The sequence below is a fragment of the Streptomyces ipomoeae 91-03 genome, from assembly GCF_000317595.1.
Taxonomy (GTDB): Bacteria; Actinomycetota; Actinomycetes; order Streptomycetales; family Streptomycetaceae; genus Streptomyces; species Streptomyces ipomoeae.
Genome location: NZ_AEJC01000061.1, coordinates 45,298 through 61,230, shown reverse-complemented (window position 1 = coordinate 61,230; position 15,933 = coordinate 45,298). Strand labels below are relative to the sequence as shown.

The window sequence follows — 15,933 nt, the reverse complement described above, 5'->3', positions numbered from 1 at the left end:
CGTTTTGAAAGTGCTGGTCACAGCCACTCGTTGATGGCTGCGACCAGCACGGTCGCCTCGTAGCGAACTGCCAACTTGTCGTATCTCGTGGCGACAGCGCGGTGCCGCTTGAGGCGATTGATTCCGCACTCGACCGCGTGGCGCTCCTTGTAGTCGGCCTTGTCGAACTTAGGTGGCCGGCCGCCGTGGGAGCCGCGGTTCTTGCGGTTGGCGATCTGGTCGCGCTTCTCCGGGATCGTGCAGCGGATACCGCGCTTGCGCAGGTAGGCACGGTTCGCGCGGGAGCCGTACGCCTTGTCGGCACGCACCTTGTCCGGCCGGGTGCGCGGGCGGCCCGACCCGAGCCGGGGCACCCGGATGCGGCCCAAGACCACCTGGAACTGCGGGGAATCACCGCGCTGTCCTGCCGTGATGACCAGCGACATCGGTTTCTGGGCCTGCTCGACCGCCAGGTGGAGCTTGGTTGTCAGCCCGCCCCGGGAGCGTCCGAGCCCGTGGTCGTCGGGCTCGATGAACACACCGCCTGGCGGCTCGATCTGCAGATCCCCTTTTTGCGGGCGCCGGCCGCATGCTGGTGGGCGCGGGCGATGGTCGAGTCCACCGAGACGTCCCAGGTGATCAGTCCCTCGGCGTCGGCCTGGGCCTGCAGCTGTTCGAAGATGCGGTGCCAGGTGCCGTCCCGCTGCCAGCGGCGGAACAGGCCGTAGACCGTCTCCCACGGGCCATAGCGCTCGGGCACGTCCCGCCAGGAAGCACCGGCGCGGGTGCGCCACCGTATGCCGTCTATCAGTTGCCGCTTGGTGTGCACCGGTGGCCGTCCAGGCTTCTTGCCGACCGGGAGCAGGGGCTCCAGCTTCGCCCACTGTGTATTCGTCAGATCATGCCGCCCCACGAAGTGGGATCTTGACACATCAAGATCCACATATGAAACGCACCCTAGCACGGGCCCCCGGAACAGACCTGGGCGAGAGCCTCACAGCTACCCCCGTGCCCCGGGGCTCTCGCTCAGGTCGCAGACGAACCGGCAGCGAAGGCAAGCAGAAGAATGCAAGCAGAAGAATGATCGGTCACAGGGCCTAGGCTTGACGCATGAGCAAGCAGAACCGGCGCGGCCGGGTGGCCGGAATGCCCCTGTGGGACCGTTGCGCGGTCATGGGCGTCGTCAATGTCACCCCGGACTCGTTCTCCGACGGCGGCCGCTGGTTCGACACCGCGGCGGCGGTGAAGCGCGGTCTGGACCTGGTCGGCGAGGGCGCGGACCTCGTGGACGTCGGCGGTGAGTCGACCCGCCCCGGTGCCACCCGCGTCGACGAGGCGGAGGAGCTCAAGCGGGTCATCCCGGTCGTCCGGGGCCTGGCCTCCGAGGGCGTCATCGTCTCCGTGGACACCGTGCGCGCCTCCGTCGCCGAGCGGGCGCTCGCGGCCGGGGCCGTCGTCGTCAACGACGTCAGCGGCGGCCTGGCCGACCCCGCGATGATCCCGGTCGTCGCCGACGCGGGCGCCCCCTTCGTCGTCATGCACTGGCGCGGTTTCATGGAAGGCGGCAACGTCAAGGGCATGTACGAGGACGTCGTCGCCGAGGTCGTGGACGAGCTCCACGCGCGCGTGGAGGCCGTTCTGGAGGGCGGTGTCGCGGCGGACCGCGTCATCGTCGACCCGGGCCTCGGCTTCTCCAAGGACGCCGACCACGATCTCGCCCTGCTCGCCCACCTCGACCGGTTGCACGGCCTCGGCCACCCCCTGCTGGTCGCCGCCTCCCGCAAGCGGTTCCTCGGCCGGGTGCTGGCCGGACCGGAGGGCCCCCCGCCGCCCGCGCGGGAACGTGACGCCGCCACCGCCGCCGTATCCGCCCTGGCCGCTCAGCAGGGCGCCTGGGCGGTTCGCGTGCACGAGGTGCGCGCCACCGCCGACGCGGTCCGTGTCACCCGTGCGATCGAAGGGGCCCGGGAGCGGTGAGCTCGGCCCACACCGATGTCGAGCAGGTCGAACTCGCCAACACCGCCTTCTACGAGGCACTGGAGCAGGGAGACTTCGAGACGCTCTCCTCGCTCTGGCTGGACCCCGCCGACCTGGGCGTCGACGAGGAGTACCACGACCCGGCGGAGACCGGCGTGATCTCCTGCGTGCACCCCGGCTGGCCGGTCCTCACCGGGCGGGGCGAGGTGCTGCGGTCGTACGCGCTGATCATGGCGAACACCGACTACATCCAGTTCTTCCTCACCGATGTGCATGTCTCCGTCACCGGTGACACCGCTCTGGTGACCTGCACCGAGAACATCCTCAGCGGTGCCCCGGCGCCGGACGGCAGCGACGAGCTGGGGCCGCTCGTGGGGCAGCTGGTCGTCGCCACGAATCTGTTCCGGCGCACGGCCGACGGCTGGAAGCTCTGGTCGCACCACGCCTCCCCCGTGCTGACCGAATCCGGTGACGACGAGGGCGAGGACCCGCCGTCCTGAGAAGTGATCGGTCCGCCGCCCTGCAGAAGTGATCGACCCGCCGTCCTGAGAAGTGATTGGAAACACGGTCTGCGGGTAGGGGCGGCTTCCGACCCGTGAGCCGCCGTCTTCCCCCGGGGGAAACGCCCGATGAACCCGGTCTGTACAGGTGCCGGAACCGGGCGTCGGTGGGTGAGCGCTGTCAGTGGCCGCAGGTAGATTCGATGGTGGCCGGTGTGGCGACCGCACACGGAGGACACCGGCCGGGGTCCCGGCCCGCGGCGCAGCCGCTGTGTGTACGGGCCGGAAGAGCACCGCCCGACGACTGCAGGAGTGATTCGCGTGGATCGTGTCGCGCTGCGCGGCCTCAGGGCCCGTGGGTACCACGGAGTGTTCCCGCACGAACGCGAGGAAGGCCAGACCTTCGTCGTGGACCTGACGCTGGGCCTGGACACCCGGCCGGCCGCCGCCGCCGACGATCTGACGAAGACCGTGCACTACGGGATCGTGGCGGAGGAGGTCGTCGCCATCGTCGAGGGCGAGCCGGTGAACCTCATAGAGACGCTCGCCGAGCACATCGCCCAGGCGTGCCTGAAGCACGACGGGGTCCAGGAGGTCGAGGTCAGCGTGCACAAACCGAACGCGCCGATCACGGTCCCCTTCGACGACGTGACCGTCACCATCACCCGGAGCCGAGTATGACCGCGTTCTTCACCGAGGGTCAGAGCGACCCGACCGTACAGCCGGTGCCCGCCTCCGTCGTGGAGAAGGTGGACGCCGCCGACACCACCCTGCACAACCCGCGACGGGCCGTGATCTCCCTGGGCTCCAACCTGGGCAACCGGCTGGAGAACCTCCAGGGCGCCATCGACGCGCTGGAGGACACCCCCGGCGTCCGCATCAAGGCCGTCTCCCCGGTGTACGAGACGGAGCCGTGGGGCGTGGCCCCCGGCAGCCAGCCGAGCTACTTCAACGCCGTCGTCGTCCTGAAGACCACCCTGCCCCCGTCGTCCCTGCTGGAGCGCGCCCACGCCGTCGAGGAGGCCTTCCACCGCGTACGGGACGAGCGGTGGGGACCGCGCACCCTCGACGTGGACATCGTCGCGTACGCCGACGTGGTCTCCGACGACCCGGTGCTGACCCTGCCTCACCCGCGCGCGCACGAACGGGCCTTCGTCCTCGCCCCCTGGCACGACGTCGAGCCCGAGGCGCAGCTTCCGGGGCGCGGCGGTGTGGCCCAGCTCCTCGCCGACATCACCAGGGAGGGCGTGTCGCCCCGCGCCGACCTGGAACTCCAGCTGCCCGCGTAGTCGTTAAGGTCTACCGGGTCGGGATCGTCCCCGGGACCGTCCGGAGCTCCTCCGGACCGCTTCCGGACGGCCGCCGGACCCGTACGGACCGTCTGGCTCATCGAAGGGGCATCGTGAAAGAGCTGCGCATCAGGACGCTTGCCGCGGTGTTCGTCGTGGCCGGGGTGCTGTCCTGGGCGGGAGCCCGGCTGTGGAACTCGGTGGGGACCCTGCCCAGCGTCCCGCTGGCCGCGCCCATCGTCCTCGCGCTGATCGCCGCCGTCCTCACGGCCACGGCCCTGTCGATCCGCAACCGGCTCAAGGCCCAGCGGGAGCGCCGGCCCGACGCCAAGGGGGTCGACCCCCTGATGGCCGCCCGCGCGGTCGTCTTCGGCCAGGCCAGCGCCCTGGTCGCCGCGCTCGTCGCCGGGATGTACGGCGGCGTGGGCGCCTTCCTGCTGGAGTACCTGGAGGTCCCGGCCCGCCGCGACCAGGCCATCTACGCCGGCTCCTCCGTCGTCGCGGGCATCGCCGTCATAGTGGCCGCGTTGTTCCTGGAGCGCGTGTGCAAGCTTCCGGAGGACGACGACGACAACGGGAGCGCGGCACGGGCGGCGTAGCCGGTCACCAGGGTTTGACGGTCCGGCGGGTCAGCGCGCCAGTATCAGACTCATCGCCTCGGCGCGGGTCGTAGCGTCCCGAAGCTGGCCGCGCACCGCCGAAGTCGTCGTCTTGGCGCCCGGCTTGCGGATGCCACGCACCGACATGCACATGTGCTCGGCCTCGATGACGACGATCACCCCACGAGCCTCGAGGATCTTCATGAGGGAGTCGGCGACCTGCGTGGTGAGTCGTTCCTGCACCTGCAGACGACGAGCGAACACCTCGACCAGCCGGGCAAGTTTCGACAGGCCTGTGATCTTGCCGCTTTCCGCCGGAATGTACCCGATGTGAGCTACACCATGAAATGGCAGCATGTGATGTTCACAGAGCGATACGATCTCGATGTCTTTGACCAGGACCATCTCGTCATGCCCGATATCGAACGTGGTCGTCAGGACGTCCTCGGGCTCCTGCCCATGTCCCGCAAGGAGCTCTCGATAGGCCCGAGCCACCCGCGCCGGCGTCTCCCTGAGGCCCTCCCGGTCGGGGTCCTCCCCGACCGCGATCAGCAACTCCCGTATGGCGTTCTCGGCGCGTTTCCTGTCGAACTCGCCGATGGTGCCCTCGCCGTCGAGCGTCACGGGGTCGGTCATGTGGTGCCTCGCTCCTGTGCCTGCGACGCATACGGATTACGCGTCTGCCGTACGGCCATACGTAATGCCGCGCCCCCCAGGCTAGAACCAGGGGGGCACGGCATCCATTCCGGACCTGGTGAGACGGCCGTGGGCCGGGAGCGGGGCTTCCGGTGGCCGGCTCTCACCGCGGGTGTCAGCTCTCCGGACGCTCCTCCGCCACGGCGTCCACGGCGGCGTTGGCCGTGATCGCCGGGCTCGCGCCGTTGGCGCCGTTCGTCAGTGCGAGCTCCTTGGGGGAGAGCACCGGCGGACGGGTGGAGGGGGTGCGGCGGGAGGAGCCGGTCCAGGCGGGCCGGGGCGGGCGCTTGACGACGGGGGCGAAGATCTCGGCGATCTCCTCCTTGCCCAGTGTCTCCTTCTCCAGCAGCTGGAGCACCAGGTTGTCGAGGACGTCGCGGTTCTCGACCAGGATCTCCCAGGCCTCGTTGTGCGCGTTCTCGATGAGCTTCTTGACCTCTTCGTCCACCAGGGCGGCGACCTCTTCCGAGTAGTCGCGCTGGTGAGCCATCTCACGTCCGAGGAACGGCTCGGTGTTGTCGCCGCCGAACTTGATGGCGCCGAGACGCTCGGTCATGCCGTACTGGGTGACCATCGCGCGGGCCAGGTTGGTGGCCTTCTCGATGTCGTTCGCGGCGCCGGTGGTCGGGTCGTGGAAGACCAGTTCCTCGGCGGCGCGACCGCCCAGCATGTAGCCGAGCTGGTCGAGCATCTCGTTGCGGGTGGTCGAGTACTTGTCCTCGTCCGGCAGGACCATGGTGTAGCCGAGGGCACGGCCACGGGACAGGATCGTGATCTTGTGGACCGGGTCGGAGTTCGGGGAGGCCGCCGCGACCAGGGCGTGGCCGCCCTCGTGGTACGCGGTGATCTTCTTCTCCTTGTCCGACATGATCCGGGTCCGCTTCTGGGGACCCGCGACCACGCGGTCGATCGCCTCGTCCAGCATCTGGTTGTCGATCAGCTTCTTGTCGCTGCGGGCCGTCAGAAGCGCGGCCTCGTTCAGGACGTTGGACAGATCGGCACCCGTCATGCCGGGGGTACGGCGGGCGACGGCGGAGAGGTCGACGTCGGGCGCGACCGGCTTGCCCTTCTGGTGGACCTTGAGGATCTCCAGGCGGCCCTGCATGTCCGGGCGGTCGACGGCGATCTGCCGGTCGAAGCGGCCGGGGCGCAGCAGCGCCGGGTCGAGGATGTCGGGGCGGTTCGTCGCGGCGATGAGGATCACACCGCCCTTGACGTCGAAGCCGTCCATCTCGACGAGGAGCTGGTTCAGGGTCTGCTCGCGCTCGTCGTGACCGCCGCCGAGGCCGGCGCCGCGGTGGCGGCCGACCGCGTCGATCTCGTCGACGAAGACGATCGCCGGGGCGTTCGCCTTGGCCTGCTCGAACAGGTCACGGACCCGGGAGGCACCGACACCGACGAACATCTCGACGAAGTCGGAACCGGAGATCGAGTAGAAGGGGACGCCCGCCTCGCCGGCGACGGCGCGTGCGAGGAGCGTCTTGCCCGTACCGGGCGGGCCGTAGAGCAGCACACCCTTGGGGATCTTGGCGCCGACCGCCTGGAACTTGGCGGGCTCCTGCAGGAACTCCTTGATCTCGTGGAGCTCCTCGACGGCCTCGTCCGCGCCCGCGACGTCGGCGAACGTGGTCTTCGGGGTGTCCTTGGTGATGAGCTTGGCCTTGGACTTCCCGAAGTTCATCACCCGGGAGCCGCCGCCCTGCATCTGGTTCATCAGGAACAGGAAGACGACCACGATGAGGACGAAGGGGAGCAGCGAGAGCAGGATGCCGACGAAAGCGTTCTGCTTGGTCGGGGAGACCGTGTAGCCCTCGGGGATCTGCTTGTTCTGGAACTTGTCCTGCAGGGTGTTGGCGAGGGTGAAGCCCTGGTCGCCGATGTAGCTCGCCTGGATCTTCGAGCTGCCCTCGATCTCCTCACCCTTCTTGAGCTGGACCTTGATGGTCTGCTCTTCGCCAGTGGTGAGTTTGGCTTCTTGGACCTTGTTGTCGTTGATCGCCTGGACGACCTGGCCCGTGTCCACCGTCTTGTAGCCGCCGGACGAGCCGACGACCTGCATCAACACGACCACGGCAAGGACGGCCAGCACGATCCACATGACTGGCCCACGGAAGTATCGCTTCACGTCCATCCATACGGAGCGGTGCCGCCCCGTCCCTCCTGCCATAGTGAGTTTGATAAAGACTGTTCTTCGGACGGTACCCCAGCATTGTCACCCGAAGCCGCATGGGAGCCGTTCGGGACTGATGGCAATCCCGTCCTCGCATCCTCCAACGGCGCGGAACCCGCTGGGGTTCCCGAGCGTCTTGGGAAGACCGGCCCGTATTCGTGACGAGGACGACACCTGCCTCGTGACGAGGGCGTTGCAGCCGCCGCAGACGGCGTCAGCCGCCGTAGACGTGAGGCGCGAGCGTACCCACGAACGGGAGGTTGCGGTACTTCTCGGCGTAGTCGAGGCCGTAGCCGACGACGAACTCGTTGGGGATGTCGAAGCCGACCCACTCGACGTCGAGGGCGACCTTGGCGGCGTCGGGCTTGCGCAGCAGGGTGCAGATCTTCAGTGACTCGGGCTCACGGGAGCCGAGGTTGGAGATCAGCCAGGACAGGGTCAGGCCGGAGTCGATGATGTCCTCGACGATCAGGACGTGCTTGCCCTTGATATCGGTGTCGAGGTCCTTGAGGATCCGCACCACACCGGAGGACTGGGTGCCCGCGCCGTAGGAGGACACCGCCATCCAGTCCATGGTGACCGGGGTGGACAGCGCCCGGGCGAGGTCGGCCATGACCATCACCGCGCCCTTGAGGACGCCGACGAGAAGCAGGTCCTTGCCCTCGTACTCCGTGTCGATCTTCGCGGCCAGCTCGGCCAGCTTCGCGTCGATCTCTTCCTTGGTGATGAGTACCTGCTTGAGGTCCGCACCCATGTCTTTCGCGTCCACCCGCATCACTTTCGGTCGTGCCCCATTTTGGCTCGCTCCGGGGCGCCCGCCGCCCCGCGCGAGGGGGCTCGGGGCCCGTGTGAGGGGCCCCGCCGGGAGTCCGGTTTCAGCCTTGCCGAATCACCAGTCTGCCACCCTGCCGTTGGGCGACGACCCGGCCGGGGAGATTGATGGCTCCCTGGCCGCGCCAGCCGGTGATGAGCCGGTCGACTTCCTCGATGTGGCGGGCGAAGAGGGAACCGGCCGGGGCGCCCGCCTCGATGGCGGCACGGCGCAGGATGCGGCGGCGTACGGCGGGCGGTAGGGCGTAGAGCTTGGCGCACACCAGGAAGCCGGAGGCGTCGCGTACGGAGTCCTCGGCCTGGCGGGCCCAGGAGTCGAGGGCGTCGGCGTCGTCGCGGGAGAGCTGGGCCGTACGGGCGAGGGCCTCGACGACGCCCTTGCCGAGCGCCTTCTCCAGGGCGGGCAGGCCCTCGTGCCGCAGTCGGGAGCGGGTGTAGGCGGGGTCGGTGTTGTGGGGGTCGTCCCAGACGGGGAGGGACTGGACCATGCAGGCCTTGCGGGCGGTCTGCCGGTCGAGCCCGAGGAAGGGGCGGCGGTAGCGGCCGTCGGCCCCCGAGACCGCGGCCATACCGGACAGGGAGCGGATGCCGGAGCCGCGGGCGAGGCCGAGCAGGACGGTTTCGGCTTGGTCGTCGCGGGTGTGGCCGAGCAGGAGGGCGGTGGCGCCATGGCGTTCGAGGGCGGCGTCCAGGGCGGCGTAGCGGGCGTCGCGGGCGGCGGCCTCGGGGCCGCCGTCACGGCCGACGGTCACGGCGACGGACTCGGCAGGGTCGAGGCCGAGTTCCCGCAGACGCAGGACGACTTCCTCGGCGCGCAGCTCGGAGCCCGGCTGCAGTCCGTGGTCGACGGTGATGCCGCCGGCGCGGATGCCGAGCTTGGGCGCCTCGAAGGCGAGGGCGGAGGCGAGCGCCATGGAGTCGGCGCCGCCGGAGCACGCCACGAGCACGAGCGGCGGGAGGGGCTGCTCGTGTGCGGTGGCTGCGACGATCGCGGGCTCCGCGCCCCGAGGCTCGGCGAACGCGGGCCGTGCGGACTTCGACCCGGCGGACACGGCTGCGGGGGGTACGGCCGTGGGGGGCGCGGGCTCCGGTTGTGCGCCCGTGACGGGCGGCGCGCCGGGGGTCGCGTAGGCGGGCGTGCGACGGGTCGTGTTGGCGTGGTGTTCGGTGAGGATGTCGTGGAGTACGCGGCGGACCGCCAGGCGTATCGCCGCGACCGCGGGGTGGGGACCCATGTCCGGTTCCCTTCATGAAATTGTCGGGGGGTGAGCCCGAGGTCGGTCACTCAGAGTGTGTAGATGGTGACAGAACCGAGCCGTTCCCCGAGCATTGCACGCCTACCCATCGCTCACGGTCCCTCGAACGGGTGACGGGAGGAGCGTTCGCCCGCCGTCGGCCGGATTCGTTCACCACGCTCACGCGCAGCTCACGATTCGGCCTTGCGGTGCACCCGCGCGATCCAATCCGCCGGTTTGGCGATCTCCGCCTTGGTCGGCAGGGTGTTCGGGGAGGTCCACACCCGGTTGAAACCGTCCATGCCGACCTGTTCGACGACCGCCCGTACGAACCGCTCCCCGTCCCGGTACTGCCTGAGTTTGGCATCCAAACCCAGCAGCTTGCGCAGGGCGAGGTCCAGGCGTGAGGCGCCCTTCGCGCGCCGCTGCTGGAACTTCTCGCGGATCTCGGCGACCGAGGGCACGACCGCCGGGCCCACGCCGTCCATCACGAAGTCGGCGTGTCCCTCCAGGAGCGACATCACCGCGGTGAGGCGGCCGAGGATCTCCCGCTGGGCCGGGGTCTGTACCAACTCCACGATCGAGTGACCGTCGTCGCCCGCCTCTCCCTCGGGTCGGCCACCCGCGAGTGACTGGGCGGCCTCCCGGATGCGCTCCAGGAAGGTCATGGGGTCGACCTCGGTCTCCCCCAAGAACGACTGGATTTCGCCCTCCAGGTGGTCTCTGAGCCAGGGCACCGCCGTGAACTGCGTCCGGTGCGTCTCCTCGTGCAGACAGACCCAGAGGCGGAAGTCATGGGGCTCCACGTCGAGCTCGCGCTCCACGTGCACGATGTTCGGCGCGACCAGCAGCAGCCGGCCGCCGCCGTTCTCCCCGGCCGGAAGGTCACGGGTCGCCGGGGCGAACGTCTCGTACTGGCCGAGGACGCGGGAGGACAGGAACGACAGCAGCATCCCCAGCTCCACGCCGGTGACCTTGCCGCCGACCGCGCCCAGCACGGCCCCGCCCGGTGTGCCGCTGCGACGTTCCTGCATCTTGTCCAGCAGCGGCTTCAGCAGCTCACGGAAGCCTGCGACGTTGGCCCGGACCCAGCCGGGGCGGTCGACGACCAGGACAGGTGTGTCGTCGGCCGTGTCGGGGAGCATCCGCGTGAACCCGCGGACGTGCTCCTCGGACGCCTTCGCGTGTCGGCGGAGCTCGGCGACGATGGCCCGGGCCTCGTCGCGGCTCACCTCGGGGCCCGGCCGTACCAGCCGGGTCGCGGTCGCCACCGCGAGATTCCAGTCGACCATCTCGGCACCACCGATGCGAGTCATTCTTCAACCGTACGGGAGCGCTGCCGCTTGGGGCAGGCCGTGAGGTGGGGGGTGGGTGCCTGTTGTTCTCCGGGTGCGGGTGGTCTGTGGTTGCTCGCGCAGTTCCCCGCGCCCCTTGAAGCACGGGGCTGCGCCCCGGCTTTCCAGAGTGCGATCACTCCACGGTCAGCGGCAACCGCAGGCTGCCACCGCCGAGGCTGCCGCGTCCAAGGCCTTTGGGGCTGCCTCTCGGTCTGTTGTGTCCGTGGCCAGGAACGCGAAGGCCAGGAGGCGGCCGTCGGCGTCCACGACCGTTCCCGCCAAGGTGTTGACGCCGGTGAGGGTGCCGGTCTTGGCGCGGATCACTCCGGTGCCCGAGGCGTCGGGGGTGTAGCGGCCGGTGAGGGTGCCGGTGAAGCCGGCGACGGGGAGGCCGGTGAGGACTGGGCGGAGTTCGGGGTGGGCCGGGGTCGCGGAGGCGGCCAGGAGGGTGGTGAGGAATTCGGCGGTGAGTTCGTTGCCCCGGCTGAGGCCGCTGCTGTCGGCGAAGTCGACGCCGTCCAGGGGGAGTTCGAGTGTCTTCAGCTGCTTCTTGATCGCCGCCGCGCCGCCTTCGAAGCTCGCCGGTTCGCCCGTCGCGATCGCGACCTGGCGGGCCAGGGCCTCGGCGATGTCGTTGTCGCTGTTGGTGAGCATGCGCTCGACGAGGGCCGAGAGGGGTGGGGAGGAGACCGAGGCGAGCTCGTCGGCGTTCTTCGCCGCCTTGGCGGAGCCCTTCGAGGTGGTCTTGATGCCCCGGTCCTCCAGGAGGGCCGCGAATTTCGCGGTCGCGTCCGCCGCCGGGTCGGTGGAGCGGGTCGCGGTGCCGCTGGTGGAGTCGTCGAGGCGGGCCTCGTCGACCATCAGCGGGGTGACTAGGGCGATGTTGCCGTCGACGCCGATGGTGTGGAGTTCGGGGCCTTCGTAGAGGGAGGTGTCGTAGGTGAGGGTGATCTCGTTCAGGTGGCGCTCGGCGAGGGCGGCGGCCGTCTTGTCGGCGAGGGTGCGCAGGCTCGCATTGCCGGCGCCGTCTTCGCGAGCGGTGAGGGTGGGGTCGCCGCCGCCCACGAGGACGACGTCGGCGGAGTCGGGCTTGAGGACCGTACGGGTCTCGATGCGGTGGTCGGGGCCGGCGGCCGAGAGGGCCGCGGCGGCTGTGGCGATCTTGGTGGTGGAGGCGGGGGTCAGCGGCTTGTCGGCGCCCTTGGCGTAGAGCAGCCGGCCGGTCGCCACGTCGACGACGGCCGCGGCGGGGTGGGGGCCGAGCGCCGGGGCGCTCAGGAGCGGGTCGAGGGTGTCGGCGAGCGCGGCGGCGCCGGGCGCGGATCCGGAGCCGGCGGCGCCGCCCAGCGCGGCGAGCACGGAGGGGGCGCTCGGCGCGGGCTTGGGCGCCCCCGCGGACCCGGACGACGTACCGGAATTACGTCCGTGATCTGCGCCACCCTGGCGACCCCGCGACGCGGCCCAGTCGTGCTCGGCCGTACGCTGACCGGAGGAGTCCCAGGGTCCGGCGGCGGTCACCACCCCGGCGGAGAGCACCAGTCCCAGGGTGGCGGCGCAGGCGGTGAGCTGGGGGGTCGTGAGCTTCTTCGTACCCCTCGCGAGCTGCGAAGAGCCGGCTGTGACGGCGCTCGCGGCGCGTACGACACCGGGTTTCACGGCCTGTGCGACGCGCGCGGCGCCGGGCCGCACGGCGTGCGTGACGCGCACGACGCGCGGTTTCACGGCGCGCGCGACCCGCACCACATGCGGTCTCGCGGCCCGCCAGACCCTCGGCTCAGGCACGACCACCAGCCCCTTTCGCGATCACACACCAGCGTGAGGGACACTTAACCACCAGAACTATGTGTTGATCATGGAGGAGCCACCGGTGGAGTTCGACGTCACGATCGAGATCCCGAAGGGTTCGCGCAACAAGTACGAGGTGGACCACGAGACCGGTCGGATCCGCCTGGACCGTCGTCTCTTCACCTCGACCGCCTACCCGACCGACTACGGCTTCGTCGAGAACACCCTCGGCGAGGACGGCGACCCGCTGGACGCGCTGGTCATCCTGGACGAGCCGACCTTCCCGGGCTGCCTCATCAAGTGCCGTGCGATCGGCATGTTCCGGATGACGGACGAGGCCGGCGGCGACGACAAGCTGCTGTGCGTCCCGGCGACCGACCCGCGCGTGGAGCACCTGCGTGACATCCACCACGTCTCGGAGTTCGACCGCCTGGAGATCCAGCACTTCTTCGAGGTCTACAAGGACCTGGAGCCCGGCAAGTCCGTCGAGGGCGCCGACTGGGTCGGCCGCGCCGAGGCCGAGGCCGAGGTCGAGAAGTCGTACAAGCGCTTCAAGGAGCAGGGCGGTCACTGACCCCCTGGTCCCTGTGGACTTCTTGCTCGAACGGGCCGTGTGCCCCCTCGTGGGGCACGCGGCCCGTTCGCGTGTGTGTACGTATCGGGGGGTAGCTGTGCGCATACTGAGGCGTACCGAGAGGTGTCGTACAGGGAGCGCGGCGGAGTGGGAGTGACGGAGCGCGAGAGCGACCGCAAGCCGGTGTCGGACGAGGCGGGTGAGGCCTTCGAACCGGTGGACATCACCCCGGTGCCGGGGGCGCCGGGGACCCTTGGGATCGACGGCGAGTCGTCGGTGACGTCGGAGTTCGCGATCCCCGTCGGGCTGGATGTGTCGGCCGTCGCCACGGAGTCCGAGTCGCAGACGACATCCGAGTTCGCGCTGCCCGAGGGGCTGGTGCCGCCCGAGCCGATGTCCGGGGAGCCGGAGGGGTCGGCGTTCAGCACGCCGCGTACGTACCGGGTGAGGGACGCGCCGCCCGCGTTCACGCCGCCCAGCGGGATACCGGCCGTCAGTCTGACCAAGGACGTGCCCTGGCAGGACCGGATGCGCACGATGCTGCGGATGCCGGTGGCCGAGCGGCCCGCGCCGGAGCCGGTGCGTGTGGAGGGCGAGCACGGGCCCGCCGTGCCGCGTGTGCTCGACCTGACGCTGCGCATCGGCGAACTGCTGCTCGCCGGCGGGGAGGGCGCGGAGGACGTGGAGGCGGCGATGTTCGCCGTGTGCCGGTCCTACGGCCTGGACCGCTGCGAGCCGACCGTCACCTTCACCCAGCTGTCCATCACCTACCAGCCGTCGCTCGTGGACGATCCGGTCACGGCGTCCCGGATCGTACGGCGCCGGGCCACCGACTACACACGGCTGGCGGCCGTGTTCCGGCTGGTGGACGACCTCAGCGAGTCGGAGACGGCGATCTCGCTGGAGGAGGCGTACGGGCGGCTCGCCGAGATCCGGCGCAACCGGCACCCATATCCCGGCTGGGTCCTGACCTCGTCCAGCGGACTGCTCGCGGGCGCCGCCTCCACGCTGGTCGGCGGTGACGCCGTCGTCTTCGTCGCCGCCGCGCTGGGCGCCATGCTCGGCGACCGGCTCGCGTGGCTGTGCTCCGGGCGCGGGCTGCCGGAGTTCTACCAGTTCCTGGTCGCCGCGATGCCCCCGGCGGCGATCGGGGTGACGCTGACCGTGGCGCGCGTCGACGTGGCGGCGTCCGCCGTCATCACCGGTGGGCTGTTCGCGCTGCTGCCCGGGCGGGCGCTCGTGGCCGGTGTCCAGGACGGGCTGACCGGGTTCTACATCACCGCCTCCGCCCGGCTGCTGGAGGTCCTGTATCTCTTCGTGGGCATCGTGGTGGGGGTGCTGGTGGTCCTCTACTTCGGCGTGCAGTTGGGCGCCGAGCTCAACCCCGACGCCGCGCTCGGCGACATCGAGCGGCCGGTGTGGCAGCTCGTCGCCTCGATGCTGTTGTCGCTGACCTTCGCGGTGCTGCTTCAGCAGGAACGATCCACCGTGCTGGCGGTGACCCTCAACGGGGGTGTCGCCTGGGCCGTTTACGGTGCCATGCACTACGCCGGGGGAATCTCGCCGGTGGTCTCCACCGCTGCGGCTGCCGGGGTGGTGGGGCTGTTCGGGCAGCTGTTGTCCCGGTATCGGTTCGCGTCCGCGTTGCCTTATACGACGGCCGCGATCGGGCCCCTGTTGCCGGGGTCTGCCACGTATTTCGGGCTGTTGGGGCTGGCGCAGAACGATGTGGACGCGGGGTTGGTTTCGCTCACCAAGGCTGCGGCGTTGGCCATGGCCATCGCCATCGGGGTGAACCTGGGGTCGGAGTTGTTCCGGCTGTTCCTGCCGGGGGCGGCTCGGGCGGGGCGGAAGGCCGCGAAACGGACCCGGGGGTTCTAGCGCCCAATGGCTCGTGGACGACTGGATTGTTGGCGACCGCGGCTTCGTCGTGGCTGGTCGCGCGGTTCCCCGCGCCCCTGAAAAACCACCGCGCCCCTCGGTGACAAGGGGCGCGGGGTCCTGGTTGTCAGTACTGCGGGTAGTTCTGGTCCTGGGGGTACTGCTGCTGTTGCGGATACTGCTGGGCGTACGGCTGCTGTTGGGGCTGTTGCTGGTAGCCGTAGTCCTGGTGGTTCTGGTTGCCGTAGGGCTGGTTTCCGTAAGCCTGGTTCTCGTAGCCCTCGTTGCCGTAGGTCTGGTTCTGGTTGTACGGCTGCTGCTGCGGGGCCTGCTGGTGGTACGGCCGGCCGGGGTTCTGGTCGGCCGACGGGATGCGGCGGAGTTGGGTGGTCGCGTCGTCCATGACCTGGGGGGCCGGGGCGGGCGCGGGCTGGTTCTTCTTGGCCTTCCTGGCCTTCCAGAACTCGAAGATGATCGGGAGCACCGAGAGGAGGACGATCAGGATCAGCATCGCCTCGATGTTCTTGCGGACGAAGTCGATCTGGCCGAGCCAGGAGCCGAGGAGGGTGACGCCCGCGCCCCAGAGGATGCCGCCGACGACGTTGAAGACGAGGAACGAGCGGTACCGCATGCCACTGACGCCCGCGATGATCGGCGTGAACGTGCGCACGATGGGCACGAAGCGGGCCAGGATCAGGGACTTCGGGCCGTGCTTCTCGAAGAACTCGTGGGCCTTGGTGACGTTCTCCTGCTTGAAGAGGCGGGAGTCCGGCCGCTTGAAGAGGGCGGGGCCGACCTTCTTGCCGAACATGTAGCCCGCCTGGTCGCCCAGGATCGCGGAGACGCAGATCAGCACGATCGCCAGCCACAGCGGGAAGTCCAGCGTCTTGGCGGTGATCAGCATGCCGGCCGTGAACAGCAGCGAGTCACCGGGCAGGAAGAAGCCGATGAGCAGGCCGGACTCGGCGAACACGATCAGGAGCAGGCCCCAGATGCCGAATGAGTCGAGCAGATAGTCCGGGTCCAGCCAGCTCGGTCCGAGGGCGATCGTCGTCACGGTTCCGGGCTCCTGGGGGTGAG

At 69.8% G+C, this 15,933-nt stretch carries 15 protein-coding genes; 7 read left to right on the top strand and 8 right to left on the bottom strand.

Features of this window, described 5'->3' with window-relative positions; genetic code table 11:
• Window positions 1–17: 17 nt before the first annotated feature.
• A protein-coding gene (locus tag STRIP9103_RS45905; RefSeq protein WP_411572367.1) for an IS5 family transposase occupies window positions 18–892 on the bottom strand; the annotation gives its coding sequence in 2 pieces (ribosomal slippage) (window positions 18–500 and window positions 503–892; 873 coding nt in all).
• A 197-nt stretch (window positions 893–1,089) separates the two neighbouring features.
• Between STRIP9103_RS45905 and folP the strand changes: the two genes are divergently transcribed.
• The 5 genes from folP (at window position 1,090) to STRIP9103_RS03900 (ending at window position 4,344) form a co-directional block, all read left to right on the top strand.
• Window positions 1,090–1,956: a dihydropteroate synthase gene (gene folP, locus STRIP9103_RS03920; RefSeq protein WP_009298086.1), complete on the top strand. Its 867-nt coding sequence runs from the start codon at window positions 1,090–1,092 to the stop codon at window positions 1,954–1,956.
• Window positions 1,953–2,456: a nuclear transport factor 2 family protein gene (locus STRIP9103_RS03915; RefSeq protein WP_009298079.1), complete on the top strand. Its 504-nt coding sequence runs from the start codon at window positions 1,953–1,955 to the stop codon at window positions 2,454–2,456. Before folP ends, STRIP9103_RS03915 begins: the two co-directional genes overlap by 4 nt.
• A 321-nt stretch (window positions 2,457–2,777) precedes the next feature.
• Window positions 2,778–3,137 (top strand): dihydroneopterin aldolase, encoded by a 360-nt coding sequence (folB, locus tag STRIP9103_RS03910; protein WP_009297977.1) that lies wholly within the window; start codon window positions 2,778–2,780, stop codon window positions 3,135–3,137.
• Entirely contained in the window at window positions 3,134–3,745 is a 612-nt protein-coding gene (folK, locus tag STRIP9103_RS03905) for a 2-amino-4-hydroxy-6-hydroxymethyldihydropteridine diphosphokinase (protein ID WP_009297995.1), read from the top strand. Before folB ends, folK begins: the two co-directional genes overlap by 4 nt.
• A 113-nt stretch (window positions 3,746–3,858) precedes the next feature.
• Entirely contained in the window at window positions 3,859–4,344 is a 486-nt protein-coding gene (locus tag STRIP9103_RS03900; RefSeq protein WP_009298034.1) for a DUF3180 domain-containing protein, read from the top strand.
• A gap of 30 nt (window positions 4,345–4,374) precedes the next feature.
• Here STRIP9103_RS03900 and folE read toward each other — a convergent pair whose 3' ends face one another.
• The 6 genes from folE to dacB form a co-directional block, all read right to left on the bottom strand.
• The gene (gene folE, locus STRIP9103_RS03895) at window positions 4,375–4,980 is read right to left on the bottom strand and encodes a GTP cyclohydrolase I FolE (protein ID WP_009298053.1); all 606 of its coding nucleotides are present in this window, start codon (window positions 4,978–4,980) and stop codon (window positions 4,375–4,377) included.
• A 175-nt stretch (window positions 4,981–5,155) separates the two neighbouring features.
• On the bottom strand, window positions 5,156–7,171 hold the full coding sequence (gene ftsH, locus STRIP9103_RS03890) for an ATP-dependent zinc metalloprotease FtsH (RefSeq protein WP_048819637.1): 2,016 nt from the start codon (window positions 7,169–7,171) through the stop codon (window positions 5,156–5,158).
• Window positions 7,172–7,424: 253 nt separating this feature from the next.
• Window positions 7,425–7,985: a hypoxanthine phosphoribosyltransferase gene (gene hpt / locus STRIP9103_RS03885; protein ID WP_048819636.1), complete on the bottom strand. Its 561-nt coding sequence runs from the start codon at window positions 7,983–7,985 to the stop codon at window positions 7,425–7,427.
• Between the two features lie 100 nt (window positions 7,986–8,085).
• Window positions 8,086–9,276, bottom strand: coding sequence for a tRNA lysidine(34) synthetase TilS (gene tilS, locus STRIP9103_RS03880; RefSeq protein ID WP_009298002.1), 1,191 nt, complete (start codon window positions 9,274–9,276; stop codon window positions 8,086–8,088).
• A gap of 191 nt (window positions 9,277–9,467) precedes the next feature.
• A complete protein-coding gene (locus STRIP9103_RS03875) occupies window positions 9,468–10,592 on the bottom strand; it encodes a zinc-dependent metalloprotease (RefSeq protein ID WP_009298072.1) in 1,125 nt (374 codons plus the stop codon).
• A 165-nt stretch (window positions 10,593–10,757) separates the two neighbouring features.
• Window positions 10,758–12,401, bottom strand: a complete 1,644-nt coding sequence (gene dacB / locus STRIP9103_RS03870) for a D-alanyl-D-alanine carboxypeptidase/D-alanyl-D-alanine endopeptidase (protein ID WP_009298064.1) — start codon at window positions 12,399–12,401, stop codon at window positions 10,758–10,760.
• A 79-nt stretch (window positions 12,402–12,480) separates the two neighbouring features.
• On the opposite strand from dacB, the gene STRIP9103_RS03865 reads away from it, so the two are divergent.
• Together STRIP9103_RS03865 and STRIP9103_RS03860 are read left to right on the top strand one after the other, a co-directional pair.
• Window positions 12,481–12,972 carry an inorganic diphosphatase gene (locus STRIP9103_RS03865; RefSeq protein WP_048819635.1) on the top strand — a complete coding sequence of 164 codons (492 nt, stop codon included), beginning with the start codon at window positions 12,481–12,483 and terminating at the stop codon, window positions 12,970–12,972.
• 153 nt (window positions 12,973–13,125) lie between these two features.
• Window positions 13,126–14,853, top strand: coding sequence for a threonine/serine exporter family protein (locus STRIP9103_RS03860; protein ID WP_181810936.1), 1,728 nt, complete (start codon window positions 13,126–13,128; stop codon window positions 14,851–14,853).
• 127 nt (window positions 14,854–14,980) lie between these two features.
• On the opposite strand, the gene STRIP9103_RS03855 is transcribed toward STRIP9103_RS03860, so the two are convergent.
• Window positions 14,981–15,910: a DedA family protein gene (locus STRIP9103_RS03855; protein WP_009298008.1), complete on the bottom strand. Its 930-nt coding sequence runs from the start codon at window positions 15,908–15,910 to the stop codon at window positions 14,981–14,983.
• Window positions 15,911–15,933 lie beyond the last annotated feature (23 nt).